The 20435-nt window shown below is 53.3% G+C and carries 14 protein-coding genes; 4 read left to right on the top strand and 10 right to left on the bottom strand.

The features are described from left to right. Window positions 1-212 precede the first annotated feature (212 nt). A complete protein-coding gene (gene lptD / locus SK35_RS20535; RefSeq protein WP_048214959.1) occupies window positions 213-2573 on the bottom strand; it encodes an LPS assembly protein LptD in 2361 nt (786 codons plus the stop codon). Window positions 2574-2952: 379 nt separating this feature from the next. Here lptD and djlA point away from each other — a divergent pair, with 379 nt between their 5' ends. Further along, on the top strand, window positions 2953-3768 hold the full coding sequence (gene djlA / locus SK35_RS20530; protein ID WP_008786173.1) for a co-chaperone DjlA: 816 nt from the start codon (window positions 2953-2955) through the stop codon (window positions 3766-3768). A gap of 95 nt (window positions 3769-3863) precedes the next feature. Here djlA and rluA read toward each other — a convergent pair whose 3' ends face one another. From rluA to polB, 3 genes are all read right to left on the bottom strand, one after another. Further along, window positions 3864-4523, bottom strand: coding sequence for a bifunctional tRNA pseudouridine(32) synthase/23S rRNA pseudouridine(746) synthase RluA (gene rluA, locus SK35_RS20525; protein ID WP_008786174.1), 660 nt, complete (start codon window positions 4521-4523; stop codon window positions 3864-3866). 11 nt (window positions 4524-4534) lie between these two features. Beyond that, complete coding sequence (gene rapA / locus SK35_RS20520) at window positions 4535-7441, bottom strand: RNA polymerase-associated protein RapA (protein WP_048214958.1); 2907 nt, start codon at window positions 7439-7441, stop codon at window positions 4535-4537. Between the two features lie 177 nt (window positions 7442-7618). Next, window positions 7619-9970 (bottom strand): DNA polymerase II, encoded by a 2352-nt coding sequence (gene polB, locus SK35_RS20515; protein WP_048214957.1) that lies wholly within the window; start codon window positions 9968-9970, stop codon window positions 7619-7621. Window positions 9971-10542: 572 nt separating this feature from the next. Here polB and SK35_RS20510 point away from each other — a divergent pair. After that, window positions 10543-10929: a DUF4751 family protein gene (locus SK35_RS20510; protein WP_048214956.1), complete on the top strand. Its 387-nt coding sequence runs from the start codon at window positions 10543-10545 to the stop codon at window positions 10927-10929. A gap of 40 nt (window positions 10930-10969) precedes the next feature. Here SK35_RS20510 and araD read toward each other — a convergent pair whose 3' ends face one another. From araD to araB, 3 genes are all read right to left on the bottom strand, one after another. Next, entirely contained in the window at window positions 10970-11665 is a 696-nt protein-coding gene (araD, locus tag SK35_RS20505; protein WP_048214955.1) for an L-ribulose-5-phosphate 4-epimerase, read from the bottom strand. Window positions 11666-11761: 96 nt separating this feature from the next. Continuing rightward, window positions 11762-13264 (bottom strand): L-arabinose isomerase, encoded by a 1503-nt coding sequence (gene araA / locus SK35_RS20500; RefSeq protein ID WP_048214954.1) that lies wholly within the window; start codon window positions 13262-13264, stop codon window positions 11762-11764. A 10-nt stretch (window positions 13265-13274) separates the two neighbouring features. Beyond that, window positions 13275-14984 (bottom strand): ribulokinase, encoded by a 1710-nt coding sequence (gene araB / locus SK35_RS20495; protein ID WP_048214953.1) that lies wholly within the window; start codon window positions 14982-14984, stop codon window positions 13275-13277. 339 nt (window positions 14985-15323) lie between these two features. Between araB and araC the strand changes: the two genes are divergently transcribed. Together araC and SK35_RS20485 are read left to right on the top strand one after the other, a co-directional pair. Further along, on the top strand, window positions 15324-16169 hold the full coding sequence (gene araC, locus SK35_RS20490) for an arabinose operon transcriptional regulator AraC (RefSeq protein ID WP_003829586.1): 846 nt from the start codon (window positions 15324-15326) through the stop codon (window positions 16167-16169). Between the two features lie 119 nt (window positions 16170-16288). Beyond that, on the top strand, window positions 16289-17056 hold the full coding sequence (locus SK35_RS20485; protein ID WP_003829584.1) for a DedA family protein: 768 nt from the start codon (window positions 16289-16291) through the stop codon (window positions 17054-17056). Window positions 17057-17153: 97 nt separating this feature from the next. Here the strand turns inward: SK35_RS20485 and thiQ are convergent, their stop codons facing one another. From thiQ to thiB, 3 genes are read right to left on the bottom strand one after another with little or no spacing between them, the layout of a single operon-like run. Further along, window positions 17154-17852, bottom strand: coding sequence for a thiamine ABC transporter ATP-binding protein ThiQ (gene thiQ, locus SK35_RS20480; protein WP_032942352.1), 699 nt, complete (start codon window positions 17850-17852; stop codon window positions 17154-17156). Next, window positions 17836-19446, bottom strand: a complete 1611-nt coding sequence (gene thiP, locus SK35_RS20475) for a thiamine/thiamine pyrophosphate ABC transporter permease ThiP (protein ID WP_048214952.1) — start codon at window positions 19444-19446, stop codon at window positions 17836-17838. The genes thiQ and thiP overlap by 17 nt, the downstream gene beginning before the upstream one ends. Next, on the bottom strand, window positions 19422-20405 hold the full coding sequence (gene thiB / locus SK35_RS20470) for a thiamine ABC transporter substrate binding subunit (RefSeq protein WP_048214951.1): 984 nt from the start codon (window positions 20403-20405) through the stop codon (window positions 19422-19424). Before thiB ends, thiP begins: the two co-directional genes overlap by 25 nt. Window positions 20406-20435: the final 30 nt, after the last annotated feature.

The raw sequence follows: 20435 nt of genomic DNA, 5'->3' as shown, positions 1-20435 counted from the left end.
CCCTTCGTCTTTCAAGCCGCATTTTTGTTGGCTGCTGAGTTACTCGTCTCATCCATGAGACTCGCCCTTATGGGCCGTCGCTGTGCGACGTTCAAATCTGTTCCTGACAGATTTGTCACTCACCCCAGTCACTTACTTATGTAAGCTCTTGGGGATTCTCTCAGTTGCCGCCTCAATGCAGCTCGAAATCCATTGGGTATCAATAAATCAGATCATAAAGAGCTTTGATACGGCAAAATGTTCGAACGCAGCATTTGGTTGGTGCCGAGACCGTAGTTGGAGCTCAGACCGCGCAGTTCGATATTAAAGCCGATCGTGTTGTCATAAATCGCGTGTTGCTGTTTGTCATCCCAACCGTTCAGCTTACGCTCGTAGCCGAAGCGAATGGCGTAACAGCAGGAGTTGTACTGTAAGCCCAGCATTGAATCTGCTTCTTTGTTCACGTTGGTATCGAAGTAGTAAGCGCCAACAATCGACCAACGCTCAGCAATTGGGAAGCTTGCCACCGCGCCCACCTGCGAAATCCCGTTTTTATACTGATCTGCCGTAGAGTAGTAAGACGGTAGAGTCGCCTGGATATATTCCGGGCTGGCGTAACGGTAATTCAACTGCAGCATCCGGTTTTCATCGCGACGGTATTCGATACTGCTGCTGCTGTTGGCGATACTATCCAGACGCGTGTCGTACTGGATCCCACTGCGTAAACCCCAGCGATCGGAGATACGCCAGTAGGTGTCGCCCGCCCATACCAGTGAACCCGTTTTGTCGTCATTCTCCCATTTAATGTTGTCATCGCCGGTGCGAGACTCGGTGAAATAGTAGATTTGACCCACAGAAATATTAAAACGTTCAACGGCAGCGTCATCATAAACGCGAGATGTGACCCCGGTCGTCACCTGGTTGGCAGAAGCAATACGGTCCAGACCGCCATAAGTACGGTCACGGAAGAGGCCGCTGTAGTCAGATTGCAGCAAGGATGAGTCATAGTTATAGATATGACTTTGGTCGCGATATGGGACGTACAGGTACTGCGCGCGCGGCTCCAGCGTCTGGGTATAACCCGGTGCCAGCATTTGCATGTCGCGCTCGAATACCATTTTGCCGTCAACTTTAAACTGCGGCATGACGCGGTTGGCTGACTCGTCGAGCTTGTTAACGTTACTCGGGTTGTTGTTGTACCAATCCAGATTGGTCTGCTGATAGTGCGTTGCCAGCAGCTTCGCTTCGGTATTGATACTGCCCCAGTTATTCGACAACGGCAGATTGATCGTTGGTTCCAGGTGAACACGCGTTGCTTCCGGCATGTTGTCATTGGTATTGACGAAATGGACCGCCTGGCCATAAATACGGGTATCAAACGGACCAACGTCGTTTTGGTAGTAGTTGACGTCTAACTGTGGCTGGGCAGAGTAGCTGTTACTGTTTTGTGCGTCGAAAACCTGGAACTGCTTGGTCGATACCGTAGCGTCAAAGTTTTGTACCGCGTAGCCGACGCTGAATTTCTGCGTGGCGTAGCCGTCGGTACTGGAACCGTATTTATTATCGAAATCGTTAAAGTAGCTGGTGTCGCTGACCTTGGTGTAGTCGACGTTGAAACGCCACACCTGGTCCAGTACACCGGCGTGCTGCCAGTAGAACAGCCAGCGACGTGAATTGTCATCCTTTGGATGTTCGTCCTCGTACACTTTATCGGAATTCAGATAGTCGAACTCCATCAAGCCCGCACCCGCCTGGGTGAGGTAGCGGAATTCGTTCTCCCACATGATCCCGCCACGACGGTGCATATAATGTGGCGTGATGGTGGCGTCCATATTGGGCGCAATGTTCCAGTAATACGGGAGGTAGAACTCAAAATAGTTATTGGTGGAATATTTTGCGTTCGGGATCAGGAAACCGGAACGGCGCTTATCGCCGACGGGTAACTGTAAATAAGGACTGTAAAAGACCGGAACCGGACCCAGTTTAAAACGGGCGTTCCAGATCTCCGCGACCTGTTCTTCACGGTCGTGGATAACTTCGCTACCGACGACGCTCCAGGTATCGGAACCTGGCAGACAGGAGGTAAAGCTACCGTTTTCCAGAATAGTATAACGGTTTTCCCCACGCTGTTTCATCAGGTCGGCTTTCCCGCGCCCCTGACGGCCGACCATCTGGTAATCACCTTCCCAGATGTTGGTATCTTTGGTATTCAGATTGGACCAGCCCTTCGGCCCCTTCAGAATAACCTGATTGTCGTCATAATGGACATTGCCCAACGCATCGACGGTACGTATTGGCTCCGGCTGGCCTTCAGCCTGCTTCTGATGAAGCTGTACTTCGTCGGCCTGCAGGCGGCTGTTACCCTGTGCGATATCCACGTTGCCGGTAAACACCGCGTCATCGGGATAATTCCCTTTTGCGTTGTCGGCATTGATGGTGACGGGTAACTCATTAGTCTCGCCCTGTACCAGAGGACGGTCATAGCTCGGCACGCCCAGCATACACTGTGAGGCGAGATCGGCTGCCAGGCCCTGATGGCTATAGAGGGCGCTGGCAATCATGGTGGCCAGAAGAGTGGGAATACGTTTTTTCATACGTTGTATTTATTGTTCCATCATCAGTAGCGTCGCGCGTGACAAACGGTCACAGCCTAACTTATCTCATCTTCACTTCGCTAGTATTAATCCTGCCCATTTTATACCCGCCACCTTTCAAGCTGCATCTTCGTTGTCTTCCTCGTTCACCCCAGTCACTTACATGGGTAAGCTCCAGGGGACTCACTACGTTGCCGCCTTGCTGCAACTCGAAATCCAACGGGTATAGCGTTTGTGGTGTTAGGCACGGCATTGAATGACAGGTATGATAATGCAAATTATAGGCGATGTCCCACAATTGACCGCAGCCGTAAATCGGTAAAAGCACCTTATATTGTGGGACATAGCCTGGCTGAGAGCGGAAAGATTTGGGGAGTCTATGCAGTATTGGGGAAAGATAATTGGTGTAGCCGTGGCCCTAATGATGGGCGGCGGCTTCTGGGGTGTGGTTCTGGGGCTGTTAGTTGGCCACATGTTCGACAAAGCCCGCATGCGCAAAATGGCGTGGTTTGCCAACCAACGTGAACGCCAGGCGCTGTTTTTTGCCACCACTTTTGAGGTGATGGGACATCTGACCAAATCCAAAGGTCGCGTCACGGAAGCCGATATACATATCGCCAGCCAGTTGATGGATCGGATGAATTTGCACGGTGACTCGCGAACGGCAGCACAACATGCCTTCCGGGTAGGAAAATCGGATAATTACCCATTACGTGAAAAGATGCGTCAGTTTCGCAGCGTCTGTTTTGGTCGATTCGATCTGATCCGCATGTTTCTGGAGATTCAGATCCAGGCGGCATTTGCCGATGGGTCGTTGCATCCTAACGAACGTGAAGTGCTGTATGTGATTGCTGAAGAGTTGGGGATCTCACGCACCCAATTTGATCAGTTCCTGCGCATGATGCAGGGCGGCGCACAGTTTGGCGGCGGATATCAGCAGCAGTCTGGCGGCGGTGGCTGGCAGCAGGCGCAACGCGGCCCGACGCTGGAAGACGCCTGTAATGTGCTGGGTGTGAAAACGACCGACGATGCGACCACCATCAAGCGCGCTTACCGTAAGCTGATGAGCGAGCACCATCCGGACAAACTGGTTGCGAAAGGTCTGCCGCCAGAGATGATGGAAATGGCGAAGCAAAAAGCGCAGGAAATCCAAAAAGCTTACGAGCTGATTAAGGATCAAAAAGGATTCAAGTGATTAAATTGCCGGATGCGGCTAGCGCCTTATCCGGCCTACGTTAATGAATGTAGGCCGGGCAAGCGAAGCGCCCCCGGCATAAATTGGCTCAGAATTTAAAAATCTGCCGGGACTTTAAACGTCATACTGTTGCCGTATTCGGGATGCGTGATGGTTAACATCTCTGCATGCAGCAACAGGCGCGGCGCTAACGCCAGAGCTTCCGGCGGAGCATAGAAGCGGTCGCCCAGGATAGGATGCCCTAAAGCCAGCATATGCACACGCAGCTGGTGGGAGCGTCCGGTAATGGGTTTGAGCACGACCCGGGCGGTGTTATCCGCCGCGAACTCCACAACTTCATACTCGGTCTGCGCCGATTTCCCGGTCTCATAACACACTTTTTGCTTTGGCCTGTTTGGCCAGTCGCAAATCAGCGGTAAATCAACCAGACCCTCGGCCGGAGCAGGATGCCCCCAGACGCGTGCGACATACTGTTTTTTCGGTTCGCGCTCGCGAAACTGGCGTTTTAGCTCGCGCTCTGCCGCTTTGGTTAGCGCGACTACAATCACGCCGCTGGTTGCCATATCCAGACGATGCACGGATTCAGCCTGCGGATAATCGCGCTGAATACGCGTCATCACGCTGTCTTTGTGCTCATCCAGACGACCTGGCACAGACAACAAGCCGCTCGGCTTGTTGACCACCATAATGTGGTCATCCTGATACAGAATGACCAGCCAGGGTTCCTGCGGCGGATTGTAGTTTTCCATCCCCATGTATGGCTCCGTTACTGATGCGTCACGACGATCAGGCGCAGGGCATCGAGACGCCAGCCCGCCTGATCCAGGCTTTCCATCACCTGCTGACGGTTGCTTTCAATTGCGCTAAGTTCGTCATCACGGATGTTCGGGTTAACGGCACGCAGCGCTTCGAGACGGGAAAGTTCTGCCGTCAGATTCTCGTCAGCTTCTTTACGCGCTGCGTCGATCAGCGCGCGGGCTGATTTTTCCACCTGCGCTTCACCGAGTTGCAGAATGGCATGAACATCCTGCTGCACGGCGTTGACCAGTTTGCTGCCGGTGTGGCGGTTAACGGCGCTGAGCTGACGGTTAAAGGTTTCGAACTCAACCTGTGCAGCAAGGTTATTGCCGTTTTTATCCAGCAGCATGCGTACCGGCGTTGGTGGCAGGAAGCGGTTTAGCTGCAGTTGTTTCGGCGCTTGCGCTTCAACAACATAGACCAGCTCAACCAGCAGTGTACCAACAGGTAATGCTTTGTTTTTCAACAACGAAATAGTGCTGCTTCCGGTGTCGCCGGAGAGGATCAGATCCAGACCATTGCGGATCAGCGGATGCTCCCAGGTAATAAACTGGGCATCTTCACGCGACAGGGCGACATCGCGCTCGAACGTAATGGTGCAGCCATCTTCCGGCAGCCCAGGGAAATCCGGCACCAGCATATGATCGGACGGCGTCAGTACGATCAAATTGTCGCCACGGTCATCCTGATTAATACCGACGATATCAAACAGATTCATGGCGAAGGCGATCAGGCTGGTATCGTCGTCCTGTTCTTCAATACTCTCAGCCAGCGCCAGTGCTTTTTCGCCGCCGTTAGAGTGGATCTCCAGCAGGCGATCGCGACCTTGCTCCAGCTGTGCTTTCAGCGCGTCATGCTGTTCGCGGCAGGTTTTGATCAGATCGTCAAAGCCCTCGGTATTTTCTGGTTCAGCCAGGTAGCCGATCAGATTGTTATAGACCGTGTCATAGATGGTACGGCCGGTCGGGCAGGTGTGTTCGAACGCGTCCAGACCTTCGTGGTACCAGCGCACCAGCACGGATTGCGCGGTTTTTTCCAGGTACGGAACGTGAATCTGAATATCATGCGCCTGACCAATACGGTCAAGACGGCCAATACGCTGTTCCAGCAGATCCGGGTTGAACGGCAGGTCAAACATCACCAGATTGCTGGCGAACTGGAAGTTACGCCCTTCGGAGCCGATTTCAGAACACAGCATTACCTGGGCGCCGCTATCTTCTTCGCTAAACCAGGCCGCGGCGCGGTCACGTTCAATGATCGACATCCCTTCATGGAATACGGCAGCGCGGATACCTTCGCGCTCGCGCAGAACCTGTTCCAGCTGAAGCGCGGTAGTGGCTTTCGCGCAGATAACCAGCACTTTTTGCGAGCGGTGGCTGGTCAGGTAGCCCATCAGCCATTCCACGCGCGGGTCAAAGTTCCACCAGGTGCCGGTATCGCCTTCGAATTCCTGATAAATCTGTTCCGGGTAGAGCATGTCGCGCGCCCGGTCTTCCGCACTTTTACGCGCGCCCATAATGCCGGAGACTTTAATCGCCGTCTGGTATTGGGTCGGCAGCGGCAGCTTGATGGTATGCAGCTCGCGTTTCGGGAAGCCTTTTACACCGTTACGGGTGTTACGGAACAGCACACGGCTGGTGCCATGGCGGTCCATCAGCATCGAAACCAGCTCCTGACGCGCGCTCTGGGCGTCTTCGCTGTCGCTGTTTGCCGCCTGCAATAGCGGCTCAATGTCCTGCTCGCCAATCATGTCGCCTAACATGTTCAGCTCATTGTTACTCAGCTTGTTGCCTGCCAGCAGCATGGCGACGGCGTCGGCGACCGGACGATAATTTTTTTGCTCTTCAACAAACTGGGCGAAATCGTGGAAACGGCTCGGGTCCAGCAGGCGCAGGCGTGCAAAGTGACTTTCCATGCCCAGCTGCTCCGGTGTAGCGGTTAGCAGCAGGATGCCCGGCACACGTTCAGCCAGTTGTTCAATGGCCATATATTCGCGGCTGGGCGCGTCTTCGCTCCACACCAGGTGATGGGCTTCATCGACAATCAGCAGATCCCACTCGGCGTCACACAGGTGCTCCAGACGTTGTTTATTACGACGGGCAAAGTCCAGCGAGCAGATGACCAGTTGTTCGGTTTCAAACGGGTTGTAGGCGTCGTGCTGCGCTTCTGCATAACGCTCATCATCAAACAGTGCAAAACGCAGGTTGAAGCGGCGCAGCATTTCGACCAGCCACTGGTGCTGTAATGTCTCAGGGACGATGATCAGCACGCGCTCTGCAGCGCCGGACAGCAGTTGCTGATGCAGGATCATCCCGGCTTCAATGGTTTTACCTAAACCCACTTCGTCTGCCAGTAAAACGCGAGGAGCATGACGACGGCCAACATCATGGGCAATGTTCAGCTGGTGAGGAATCAGGCTGGTACGTTGGCCACGCAAACCACTCCACGGCATACGGTATTGTTCGCTCTGAAATTTACGGGCGCGATAGCGCAGAGCAAAGCGATCCATGCGGTCAATCTGGCCGGCAAACAGGCGATCTTGTGGTTTGCTGAATACCAGTTTGCTGTCGAGCAGTACTTCACGCAGCATGACACCGGTTTCTTCGGTATCCAGGCGGGTTCCGATATAGGCAAGCAGGCCGTTTTCTTCTTTTACTTCATCGACATGCAGTTGCCAGCCTTCATGGCTTGTTATCGTATCGCCAGGATTGAACATCACGCGGGTCACGGGGGAATCACTGCGCGCATACAGACGGTTTTCGCCCGTCGATGAGAAAAGTAAAGTGACGGTTCGCGCATCCATGGCGACAACAGTACCAAGTCCCAATTCGCTTTCTGTATCGCTGATCCAGCGTTGACCAAGTGTAAAAGGCATATATGTTCGGCTCTATATCTTTAATTGCAGGCAATACTCGTCATTTTCCGGGCTAATCCCCGTTATTGAGAGCATACGACCCCGCTACCAGGCTAATAAATCAGTGGTAGTGGTGTTAAATGGGTCCAGGAATGGAAAGGGCGCTATGGTACTGGATGGCGGCGGTTTCGTCACGCGTCAAAATAACCCCAGTTGTCCTGTGAGTAGTGTAGCAAAATTATCGTCAATAAAGGGAAGAATTCCCTCGGCAACGGGTTGGATCTGGCGGGTCAGATAATGCTCGTAATCGAGCACAGATAGCTGATAATCAACAGGTTCTGGGCCATTGACCGTCCAGACATATTTTATGGTTCCGCGATTCTGATACTGCGGTGGACGCCCCAGCTTTACATTCTGCTCATCGGCGAGTCGCGCGGCACGAACGTGTGGTGGAACATTTCGCTGGTATTCGCTTAACGGGCGGCGCAGGCGCTTGCGGTACACCAGTTGTTCATCCATTTCACCGGCCATCAGACGGTCAATAGTCTCACGAACAAACTCCTGATAAGGTTCGTTACGAAAAATTCGCAGGTATAGCTCCTGCTGAAACTGTTGGGCCAGCGGCGTCCAGTCGGTTCGTACCGTTTCCAGTCCCTTAAACACCATACGTTGCTCTGCACCGTCCTGAATCATCCCCGCATAGCGTTTTTTACTGCCGGTATCTGCACCGCGAATGGTCGGCATCAGAAAGCGACAAAAATGGGTTTCAAATTCCAGCTCCAGCGCGCTGGTCAGATTTTGTTGCTTCAGCGATTGCGCCCACCAGGTGTTGACATAGCTCACCAGTTCCCGACCAATTCGGGCTGCATCGTCTTCTGAGTGCGCCTTTTTCAGCCAGACAAAGGTGGAATCGGTATCGCCATAAATGACATCGTAACCCTGAGCCTCAATTAACGCTTTGGTCTGGCGCATGATCGCATGGCCGCGCATGGTAATGGACGAGGCCAGTCTCGGGTCGAAAAAGCGACAGGCGGTGGTGCCCAGCACGCCGTAAAATGCGTTCATGATGATTTTCAACGCCTGCGAGAGTGGCTTATTGCCGCGGCGTTTTGCTTCTTCGCGCCCGTGCCAGATCTGAGTAACGATTTCCGGCAGGCAGTGCTTTTCGCGTGAAAACCAGGCGTCAAGGAAACCTTCGGTGCTGTGTTCCGGATCCGGCTGCGCCATCCCTTCGATAAGCCCCACCGGATCGATTAAAAAAGTACGAATTATTGAGGGGTACAGGCTTTTGTAATCCAGCACCAGTACGGAGTCGTATAAGCCTGGGCGCGAGTCCATCACATAGCCGCCGGGACTGGCGTGCGCGGGGACTTCACCGAGATTCGGCGCCACATAACCCGCCCGGTGCATGCGCGGAAGGTAGAGGTGGCCGAAGGCGGCAACCGAACCACCGTGACGGTCGACCGGCAGACCGTTGACCGTCGAGCGCTCCAGCAGAAATGGCATGATCTCGGTTTTATGAAAAATGCGCGTGACCAGCTCACAGTCTTTGAGATTGTAGGTGGCGAGCGCGGGTTTATCCTGGGCAAACCGACGGTCAATTTCGTCCATTCTGTCCCACGGATTATCAATCGACTTCCCTTCGCCCAGCAGCTCCTGTGACACCGTTTCCAGCGAGAATGACGAGAAATTCCAGAAGGCGGATTTGAGCGCTTCAATGCCGTCAATGATCAGACGACCTTTGGCCTGCGCGAAGAACACGCCGTTTTTGAAGCCATGCTCGCGCCACTCCAGTTCGCTATTATCACGACCAAAACGCAGGGGAATGCGGTAACGTTCGGCGTGCTTTTGCAGGACGCGTAAATCGAATTGCACGACGTTCCAGCCGATTATCACATCAGGATCGTGACGGGCAATCCAGTCATTGAGTTTTTCCAGCAACTGCGGGCGGCTTGCTACGTACTCAAGTTCAAAATCAAGCGTAGAGGCGTCGCCGTTTGGCGGGCCGAGCATGTAGACAATACGCTGCCCACAGCCTTCAAGACCGATGCAATAGAGTTCGCCGTGGCGCGTGGTTTCAATATCCAGCGATACCCATTTTAGCGGTGGTCGATAGTCAGGGTTCGGCTTCAGGCGGGCATTCAGCAGCATGTCATTATGTCTGTCGCCTTCGACCCAAACTGGGGAGGTGATAAAGCGCTCCATCAGATACCGCTCAGGTGGGCGTACGTCGCCCTCATAGACGGTGACTGCGTTTTCGCGCAGCAGTTTTTCCAATCGCATGAGCTGGCGATGTGAGCGGCAATACAGTCCGGAAACAGGCTGGCGGTGGAAGTCTTGCAATTGCAGCGATTTCAGGCGATAGCCGTTTTCAGTGCGTAATAATGACATTACGCGAGGAACCTGACTGGTGGGAATAAACGCGACCGACTCCTGAGGCGCGAGCGTGACCTGCAGCGGCCCATCGTCTGTAGCCAGCCAGAATGAGACCTCAGTTCCCTGCGGGGTGTCCCGCCAGTGCCGGGTTAAAATAAAACCTGCTTGCGCCACGCTGCGTATCCGTCAAAAAACCAGGCATTATTATAGCCTGGTTCTGATAGATTAGCTGTGATTTTATACAGTTGTCATGCTCAGAAGAGGTTACTGCCCGTAATACGCTTTCCTGAGTAAAATAATTATTCCTACCTGACAATGTTATCTTCATATGCAATATATGAATAAAATAGCTTTGATAGGCTACAGATAGATATGTTATAGCTGGTATTTGTACATTAGTTTCCATTAATTACGTTGTTTATGTTTTAATTGTTAATTGCAAGTTCGTTTTCATACTTTTTCTATTTTTTAGGAATAGTGCTCATTTGATTTTGCTACATATTTCTCGGATTAGTAAAAAAATTATATTTTTATTTGTTTTTATTAGCTGTTAGTGTAAAACTTTCATTCGAAATGTTTTGGTCATTATCTTAAATATAATATATTTAAATGGGGTTGTTATTGTTCTAACTAAGCAGTTTCAATTCAATTTTGTCGGGAAATTCTCTGTGAATATAATTTTATTTTGTCGATGGCTTGTGCATTTTTTGTCCTTTTAATATTAATTTTGAAAAAATGGAGTTTTTATGAACGTTCTTTCCAAACATCAGCTTGGCATTAAATATCAGAACTATATGTTTGTTAACACAATGATTTCTAATCCAGCGATTAAAACTGTGAGCAAGTATATTTTATATAAAACATGGGACGGTAAGTTGTGGAATGCTGAAATTATTGAAAATGGTAGCGCTTTTTTTCACTGGCAGGGTAATGACAAAAGTAAGGGACACAAAGATACAGTGATTAATTATCTGCTGAACGGGCAGAAGTGGCAGGCGACGATTACAGATTATATCTTTTTCCATTGTCTGGAAGGAAATAAGGCTCATGGACACTATGATAATGTAATTGATTATATCTGTTCAAATGATTGTGTATACCAAGGTTCATTCGCCGAATATTATAGCGAATAACTATAAAGGAGCGCGTAGATTATCTGCGCGCTTATTTCTTTTACTGCCCGTAATACGCTTTTGCACCGTGTTTGCGCAGGTAGTGTTTATCTAGCAGGGTTTGCTGCATATCCGGTAATTGCGGCGCGAGCTGGCGGCAGAAAATCCCCATATAGGCTACTTCTTCCAGCACGATGGCGTTATGCACCGCATCTTCGGCATTTTTTCCCCAGGCAAATGGACCGTGAGAGTGCACCAGCACGCCAGGCATCTGTGCGGCATCAATACCTTGTTTTTCAAAGGTTTCAACGATTACGTTACCGGTTTCCCATTCATATTCGCCATTGATTTCTTCGTCGGTCATTTTGCGTGTGCAGGGAATCGAACCGTAGAAATAGTCCGCATGGGTGGTCCCCGTTGCAGGAATCGACTGACCCGCCTGCGCCCAGATGGTTGCATGACGCGAATGGGTGTGAACAATGCCGCCAATGGTCGGGAATGCCTGATACAGCAAACGGTGTGTTGGGGTATCTGAGGAAGGTTTCTTCGTACCTTCTACAACTTCACCCGTGGCGATACTGACTACCACCATATCGTCGGCGGTCATTACGCTGTAATCGACTCCCGAAGGTTTAATCACAAACACGCCGCGCTCGCGATCGACGGCGCTAACGTTTCCCCAGGTCAGCGTCACCAGGTTGTGCTTTGGCAGCGCCAGATTCGCTTCCAGTACCTGACGTTTAAGATCTTCTAGCATGTTAACTCCTGAATGCCGGATGGCGCTTCGCTTATCCGGCCTACGTAATTTGTAGGCCCGGTAAATGAAATGCCACCGGGCAATCCGTTTCACCAATTAACGTTTGAACCCGTAATACACTTCGTTCCAGCGCAGCGCGTCCTTAAAGGCCGGCAGGCGGGTATCGTTATCGATCACTGCGATCTCGATATCGTGCATTTCAGCGAACTGGCGCATATCGTTCAGATCCAGTGCGTGGCTGAACACGGTGTGGTGCGCGCCACCGGCGAGGATCCAGGCTTCAGAAGCGGTTGGCAGATCCGGTTGAGCTTTCCACAGCGCGTTAGCGACAGGCAGTTTTGGCAGGGAGTGCGGCGTTTGTACCGTGTCGATGCAGTTAACCAGCAGGCGATAGCGATCGCCGAGATCGATCAGGCTGGCAACCACTGCCGGGCCGGTTTTGGTGTTGAAGATCAGACGGGCAGGATCGTCTTTACCACCAATGCCGAGGTGCTGTACGTCGAGGATCGGTTTCTCTTCCACCGCGATGGACGGGCACACTTCCAGCATGTGCGAGCCGAGCACCAGATCGTTGCCTTTCTCGAAGTGGTAGGTGTAATCCTCCATAAATGAGGTGCCGCCCTGCAGACCGGTTGACATCACCTTCATGATGCGAAGCAGAGCGGCGGTTTTCCAGTCGCCTTCGCCCGCAAAGCCGTAGCCTTGCTGCATCAGACGCTGTACGGCCAGACCAGGGAGCTGTTTCAGGCCGTGTAAATCTTCAAATGTGGTGGTGAAGGCGTGGAATCCGCCCTGTTCCAGGAAGCGCTTCATCCCCAGTTCAATACGGGCCGCTTCCAGGACATTCTGACGTTTTTCACCGTGGACTTGCGTCACCGCCGTCATGGTATAGGTGCTTTCGTACTCATCGATTAGCGCGTTGATTTCACCGTCGCTAATTGCGTTCACTACCTGCACCAGATCGCCCACGGCCCAGGTGTTTACCGAGAAGCCGAACTTGATCTGCGCAGCGACTTTATCGCCATCGGTGACCGCAACTTCACGCATGTTGTCGCCAAAACGGCAGACTTTCAGGTGGCGGGTATCTTGTTTGGACACGGCCTGGCGCATCCAGGAGCCAATGCGTTCGTGCGCTTGTTTATCCTGCCAGTGGCCGGTGACCACGGCATGCTGCTGACGCATACGCGCGCCGATGAAGCCGAACTCACGACCGCCGTGCGCAGTCTGGTTCAGGTTCATAAAGTCCATATCAATGCTGTCCCACGGCAGGGCGGCATTGAACTGGGTGTGGAACTGCATTAGCGGCTTGTTGAGAATAGTCAGGCCGTTAATCCACATTTTGGCCGGAGAGAAGGTATGCAGCCAGACCACCATCCCTGCACAGCGATCGTCGTAATTCGCGTCATGACAGATAGCGGTAATCTCATCAGGGGAAGTGCCCAGCGGTTTTAATACCAGCTTGCAGGGCAGTTTGGCTTCAGTATTCAGTGCGTTAACGACGTGCTCGGCATGTTGGGTTACCTGACGCAGGGTTTCAGGGCCATACAGATGCTGGCTACCAATCACAAACCACACTTCATAGTTATCAAAAATCGTCATTATCGTGTCCTTAATGTGTCAGGGTTGCCAGGTCTACCGGGGCTTGTTGCGCCGGAGCGGCAGTCGGAAGGTATTGCTGTTCAGCGCTTACTGCCCACTGCTGATAGCGGCGGTAAAGCTGTTCAAAACGTTGAGCCTGCTCTGGGCGAGGTTGCAGCGTGTTTTCCACGGCGCTTGCCATCTGCTGCTGAGCGGCAGGGATATCGGCGTGTACTTTCGCGGCAACGGCGGCGAAGATAGCTGCACCGAGTGCGCAGCACTGGTCTGAAGCGACAATCTGTAGCGGACGGTTCAGCACGTCACAGCAGGCCTGCATGATGACCGGGTTCTTGCGCGCGATACCGCCAAGCGCCATCACGTTGTTAACCGCAATGCCTTGTTCGGTGAAGCATTCCATGATGGCGCGTGCGCCAAAGGCCGTGGCGGCAATCAGACCACCGAACAGCGCTGGTGCATCGGTTGCCAGATTCAGGTCGGTAATGACGCCTTTCAGACGCTGGTTGGCATTCGGCGTACGACGACCATTGAACCAGTCGAGCACCACCGGCAGGTGATCCAGCGACGGATTTTTCGCCCAGGCTTCGGTGAGCGCAGGCAGCAGCTGTTTTTGACTGGCTTTAATCTGGGTCTGCAGTTCCGGATGCTGTACGGCAAGCTGTTCCAGCGGCCAGCTCAGCACGCGGCTAAACCAGGCATAGATATCGCCGAATGCAGACTGACCAGCTTCGAGACCAATAAAATTAGGTACCACGCTGCCATCAACCTGGCCGCAAATGCCTTTCACCGCACGCTCGCCAACGCTTTGCTTGTCGGCAATCAGAATGTCGCAGGTTGACGTGCCGATGACTTTCACCAGCGTGTTAGGCTGTGCACCTGCGCCGACCGCGCCCATATGGCAGTCAAAAGCACCGCCTGCAATTACCACACTTTCCGGTAGTCCCAGGCGCTGTGCCCACTCGGTGCACAGGGTGCCAACCGGCAGATCTGCGGTGAAGGTATCGGTAAACATTGGGTATTGCAGATGGCGGTTGAGGATGGGGTCGAGTTCGTCAAAGAAACTGGCTGGCGGCAGACCACCCCAGCTTTCATGCCATAGAGATTTATGCCCGGCGCTGCAGCGACCGCGACGAATATCCTGTGGGCGTACGGTGTTGGAGAGCAGGGCCGGAACCCAGTCGCATAGCTCAATCCACGAAACCGCAGCCTCGGCAACTGCGTGGTCCTGACGAGTGACATGCAGGATTTTGGCCCAGAACCATTCGCTGGAATAAATGCCGCCGATATAGCGGGAGTAATCGATCTTGCCCGGTGTATGGCACAGGCGGGTGATTTCTTCGGCTTCTTCTACTGAGGTGTGATCTTTCCACAGGACAAACATCGCATTCGGGTTTTCCGCGAACTCCGGACGCAGCGCCAGTACATTACCGTCTGCATCGATGGGTGCCGGGGTTGAGCCGGTACTGTCAACGCCAATCCCGACCACTTCCGCGCGTTGCTCAGCGCTCAGTTCGGCCAGTACGGTTTTCAGCGCCGCTTCCATGGACTCAATGTAGTCGCGCGGATGATGGCGAAACTGGTTGTTTGGGCCATCGCAATACTGCCCTTCCTGCCAACGTGGGTACCACTCAACGCTGGTGGCGATCTCTTCGCCGGTGGCACATTCCACCGCCAAAGCGCGTACTGAATCACTACCAAAATCGAGGCCAATTGCAATCGCCATCGTCTTACTCCATCCAAAAATACGGGTATGGATAAACAGTAGTGAGTAGCGATAAAAACCGTCAGGCAGGATCCGCTAATCTTATGGACTAAAATGCTGTGACATCACAAAGTGTGACGCTGTGCAAATAATCAATGTGGACATTTCTGCCGTAGTTATAGACACTTTTGTTAGCCGATTTTGACGTTGGCGTAGTACATGTTTTTTACAAAGAGCTTTTCACAAGCGGGGTTGGTGGTCCATTGCCGCAAATACAGCGGCCCGCAGGGGCGACAGCGATGATGTCTGGCGTAATATGGACAAATTGTTTCTTGGCAGGACATAGGGAGTATTGAAATTATGGCTGAAACGCAAAACGATCCCCTGTTGCCAGGTTATTCGTTTAACGCGCATTTGGTGGCCGGATTAACCCCCATTGAGGCGAACGGATACCTGGATTTTTTTATCGACAGGCCGCTGGGTATGAAGGGTTATATCCTCAATCTCACCATCCGTGGCGAAGGGGTTATCAATAATCAGGGCAAGCAGTTTGTCTGCCGGCCTGGCGATATTCTGTTGTTTCCACCCGGAGAAATTCACCACTACGGGCGCCATCCTGATGCCAGCGAGTGGTATCACCAGTGGGTTTACTTTCGCCCGCGCGCCTACTGGCAGGAGTGGCTGACCTGGCCGGCCATTTTTGGCCAGACCGGTTTTTTCCGCCCGGATGAAGCACATCAGCCGCATTTTAACGAGCTGTTTGGGCAAATAATTAACGCCGGGCAGGGAGAAGGTCGTTATTCTGAACTGCTGGCGATTAATTTACTGGAGCAGTTGTTGCTCCGACGTATGGAAGCCATCAATGAATCGCTACACCCGCCCATGGACAACCGCGTTCGCGATGCCTGCCAGTACATTAGCGATCATCTGGCGGACAGCAATTTTGATATTGCCAGCGTCGCACAGCATGTCTGCCTGTCGCCTTCCCGTTTGTCGCATCTGTTCCGTCAGCAGTTGGGTATCAGTGTATTAAGCTGGCGCGAGGACCAGCGCATCAGCCAGGCGAAGCTGCTGCTGAGTACCACACGTATGCCTATCGCCACCGTAGGTCGCAATGTTGGCTTTGACGACCAGCTCTATTTCTCTCGTGTTTTCAAAAAATGTACCGGTGCCAGTCCGAGCGAGTTTCGTGCTGGATGTGAATAAAAAGTGAATGATGTATCCTGAAAGTTGTCATAACTCGCAATCTATTCAGACAATTGATGGCTTGACGAAGTTGAGAGGGGTTATCAAAATCCCTGCTTCGTAAATTTGACGGACACATTATGCAAGCATTGCTGGAACACTTTATTCTCCAGTCCGCCCTGTACTCTCTGATCGCCGTACTTCTGGTGGCTTTTTTGGAGTCGTTGGCGCTGGTTGGTCTGATTCTGCCCGGGACCGTGATGATGGCGGGGTTGGGCGCGCTGATTGGCAGCGGCGAACTGAACTTCTGGCATGCCTGGCTTGCGGGCATTGTCGGCTGCCTGTTGGGGGACTGGATCTCCTTCTGGTTGGGCTGGCGCTTTAAAAAGCCATTGCACCGTTGGTCGTTCATGAAAAAGAACAAAGCGTTGCTGGATAAAACCGAGCACGCCCTGCATCAGCACAGCATGTTTACTATTCTGGTGGGGCGTTTTGTCGGACCGACGCGCCCGCTGGTGCCGATGGTAGCAGGCATGCTGGATCTGCCTGTCGCTAAATTTATCGTCCCGAATATTATTGGCTGCGTGCTGTGGCCACCGTTCTACTTCCTGCCGGGGATCCTGGCGGGAGCGGCAATTGATATCCCTTCTGATATGCAGAGCGGGGATTTTAAATGGTTGCTGCTGGCGACGGCGGTGTTGCTCTGGGTGGGCGGGTGGTTTTGCTGGCGGCTGTGGCGCAGTGGCAAAGCGGCTGTTGATCGCTTAACGGCGTATTTCCCCCGCAGCCGTTTGCTGTATCTGGCGCCGTTGACGCTCGGGATCGGCGTGGTCGCGCTGGTGGCGTTACTGCGCCATCCGCTGATGCCGGTGTATATCGACATTCTGCGCAAAGTGGTGGGTTACTGACGACACCTTTGCCGGATGGCGGCTTTGCCTTATCCGGCCTACAAAATGTGCGACCTACAGGCCGGATAATGCGTTCACGCCGTCATCCGGCAACGCATTATGCTTTAATGCCCAATAGCGCCGAGGCGCTGGCGTTGCCGCTTAACAGATCGTCCGTTTTGCCCTGCCACGCGATGCGCCCATCGGCGACCACAATCGAGCGGGACGCAATTCGCGCGGCATCTTCTACGCTGTGAGAAACCATCAGCAACGTCAGCTGCTTCTCGCGACAGACTTCGGCGACCAGCGTTAGCATCTCCTGGCGCAGCGCGGGATCGAGCGCTGAGAACGGTTCATCAAGCAGTAAAATAGGTTGTTCCCGCACCAGACAACGCGCCAGCGCCACGCGCTGCCGCTGCCCGCCGGAAAGCTCACCGGGGAGGCGTTCCAGCAGAGAGTCGAGTCCCATTTGTTGAGCGATGTGGTGCATTTTCTCCCGCTGCGATGTGTTCAGCTTCAATCCCGGATTCAGGCCCAGGCCGATGTTTTGCTGTACGCTCAGATGGCTGAACAGGTTATTTTCCTGAAACAACATGGAAACAGGACGGCGTGAGGGCGGCGTGGTGGTGTGATCTTCACCGTCAATCATCATGGTACCGCTGGCAGGCGTGAGAAAGCCGGCAATCAGATTCAGCAGCGTACTTTTCCCGGCGCCGCTGGGCCCGAGTACAGCTATTTGCTCACCGCGCGTGACCGATAGCGTAAAGCGCATAGGCAAATGGTGATACAGCCATGTGATATCAATCAGTTTTAACATTTCGACCCGGCAATTTCTCAATAACGGTAAACAGCGTAAAGCACAGGATCAGCAGTAATAACGCCGTAACTGCGCCATCCTGACTGCGATAAGAGCCAATCTGCTGATATAAATAAAACGGCAGGGTACGGAAATCCTCATTACCAAATAATGCCACTACGCCAAAATCGCCAATCGACAGGACGCAGGCAAACGCCATCGCCTGCGCCAGCGGGCGCTTCAGGGCGCGCAGTTCAACCACTTTCAGGCGCGACCATCCCTCAATGCCCAACGACTGGCACAACATACTGTAGCGCGCAGTGACGTCACGCATTGGGTTTTCCAGTACCTTCAGTGCATAAGGGATCGCCATCAGCGCATTGGTAAAAATGACAATGCCGTCGGCAGATTCAGGAAGACCAATGGTGTTATTGAGCAGCAGAAAGAAGCCGGTTGCCAGCACGATGCCCGGCATGGCGAGGATCATCATGCCGCTCAACTCCAGCATCTGACCTGCCAGCAGCTGCTGTCGGGCACGGAGTTCACGACTGCTCCATAACAGCATCATAGTGAGCACGACGCATAACGCTCCTGCTGCTAATGCGATGCGCAGCGAGGTTCCCAACGCCTGCCACAGCACTGGCTGCATCAGTACATCCAGAACATGGCGGTTTAAGCCATCGATAATCACCGCCAGCAACGGCGGCAATAACAGCAACAGGGCAAGAATAATCAGGATTGCGTCAGCCAGTCGGCTGTGCAGGCGATCGTCGGGATCGCGCCAGCCTTGTACCAGGGTAGCACCGGGAGCAATCGCCCGGCTCAGACGTTGACTGAGGAGCACCAGCGCCAAACAACAAACCATCTGGATCAACGCCAGCATGGCTGCGCGGGCAGGATCGTAATCAAAATTCAGCGCCTGGTAGATAGCCAGCTCGATGGTGGTGGCCTGTGGCCCGCCGCCCAGCGACAGAACGGTGGCGAAGCTGGCGAAGCACAGCATAAAGATGAGTGCCGCGACGGGCAGGATCTGACGACGCAGCCACGGCCATTCAACAAAACGGAAGAAATGCCAGCCACGCATACCCAGCTGAGCGGCTAACTGCCGCTGTTCGCCGGGAATATTCTCCAGCGACTGTAACAGCAGGCGGCTGGCCATCGGCAGATTGAAAAAGACATGCGCCAGCAGAATGCCCTGCAAACCATATGGCGAAAACGTCCACTCCAGCCCGAATGTATGCCAGAGCGAGGCCAGCCAACCCTGGCGGCCGTAGACGCTAAGAATACCGAATACCGCGACCAGCACTGGCAGGATTAACGTCATTGCGCACAGACGCAGCAGCGCCAGACGTCCTGGAAAACGACGACGATAGAGCGCTCTGGCAAGGAAAATCGCCGGGACAACCGACAACACTGCGGATAAAAAAGCCTGCCAGAAAGAAAAGCGCACCACGTGCCACAGGTAGTCATCTTGCCACAGCGAGAGCCACTCTCCCTGTGGGGCGTTAAACCACAGTGCCAAAAATGCGGCCAGGGCAACGGCCACCATCAGCGTGGCGGCGGTAAGCCCTGGAACCAGCCAGCCGGGGATTAACGGCTGACGGCGCGTTGCCATTCGCTAATCCATGCCTGACGTTGAGCCGCAACCTGCTGCGGCGTAAATTCCAGCGGGGTGGCCGGTTTATTCAGTTGCTCGAATCCTGGCGGTAGGGCGACTTGCGTCACGGGATACATCCAGTTGCCGGTCGGAATCGCATTCTGGAATGCCGGGGATACCATAAACTTCAGGAATTTCTCGGCCAGTTCCGGCTGCTTGCTGGCTGCGGTACGGGCGGCGACTTCCACCTGTAAATAGTGGCCTTCGCTAAAGTTGGCCGCGGCGTAGTTGTCTTTTTTATCGGCGATGATGTGATAGGCCGGAGAGGTGGTGTAGCTGAGCACCAGATCGCTTTCACCTTTCAGGAACAGGCCGTAGGCTTCGCTCCAGCCCTTGGTGACGGTGACGGTTTTGGCTGCCAGTTTCTGCCATGCCTCTGGCGCTTTATCGCCATAGACTTTCTGCATCCATAGCAACAGACCCAATCCCGGCGTGCTGGTGCGCGGATCCTGATAAATGACGCGCCATTTTTGGTCGCTCTCTACCAGTTCTTTCAGGCTTTTGGGCGGATTTTTCAGCTTGTTTTTATCATAGACAAAAGCGAAGTAGCCGTAATCAAACGGAACAAAGGTGTCATTTTTCCAGCCGCCGGGTACGTTAACGGCGTCACTTGGAACACCGCTTTTGGCAAACAGTTTGGTTTGTGTGGCGGCTTCCAGCAGGTTGTTATCCAGACCCAGCACGACGTCGGCTTTGCTGTTTTTTCCTTCCATGCGCAGGCGGTTAAGCAGCGAGACGCCATCTTCCAGCGCCACCAGCTTTAGCTCGCAGTTGCAGTCAGCTTCAAAAGCTTTTTTGATTGTCGGGCCAGGGCCCCAGTCAGCGGCGAACGAGTCGTAGGTATAGACGGTCAGTACAGGTTTAGCGAAGGCAGGCGCTGCGCACAGCAGTAAAAGCGGAAGACATTTTTTAAACACTTTGCACCTCAAGAGTTGGGTGGCAAAGGA

Source organism: Citrobacter sp. MGH105, from assembly GCF_001037485.2.
GTDB classification, from domain to species: domain Bacteria; phylum Pseudomonadota; class Gammaproteobacteria; order Enterobacterales; family Enterobacteriaceae; genus Citrobacter; species Citrobacter portucalensis.
This window is presented reverse-complemented; position numbering and strand designations above follow the sequence as displayed.

Bases quoted from the DNA above. Each gene is read 5' to 3' on its own strand.
- lptD (WP_048214959.1), bottom strand. From the start codon at position 2,573: ATGAAAAAACGTATTCCCACTCTTCTGGCCACCATGATTGCCAGCGCC.
- djlA (WP_008786173.1), top strand. From the start codon at position 2,953: ATGCAGTATTGGGGAAAGATAATTGGTGTAGCCGTGGCCCTAATGATG.
- rluA (WP_008786174.1), bottom strand. From the start codon at position 4,523: ATGGGGATGGAAAACTACAATCCGCCGCAGGAACCCTGGCTGGTCATT.
- rapA (WP_048214958.1), bottom strand. From the start codon at position 7,441: ATGCCTTTTACACTTGGTCAACGCTGGATCAGCGATACAGAAAGCGAA.
- SK35_RS20510 (WP_048214956.1), top strand. From the start codon at position 10,543: ATGAACGTTCTTTCCAAACATCAGCTTGGCATTAAATATCAGAACTAT.
- araD (WP_048214955.1), bottom strand. From the start codon at position 11,665: ATGCTAGAAGATCTTAAACGTCAGGTACTGGAAGCGAATCTGGCGCTG.
- araA (WP_048214954.1), bottom strand. From the start codon at position 13,264: ATGACGATTTTTGATAACTATGAAGTGTGGTTTGTGATTGGTAGCCAG.
- araB (WP_048214953.1), bottom strand. From the start codon at position 14,984: ATGGCGATTGCAATTGGCCTCGATTTTGGTAGTGATTCAGTACGCGCT.
- araC (WP_003829586.1), top strand. From the start codon at position 15,324: ATGGCTGAAACGCAAAACGATCCCCTGTTGCCAGGTTATTCGTTTAAC.
- SK35_RS20485 (WP_003829584.1), top strand. From the start codon at position 16,289: ATGCAAGCATTGCTGGAACACTTTATTCTCCAGTCCGCCCTGTACTCT.
- thiQ (WP_032942352.1), bottom strand. From the start codon at position 17,852: ATGTTAAAACTGATTGATATCACATGGCTGTATCACCATTTGCCTATG.
- thiP (WP_048214952.1), bottom strand. From the start codon at position 19,446: ATGGCAACGCGCCGTCAGCCGTTAATCCCCGGCTGGCTGGTTCCAGGG.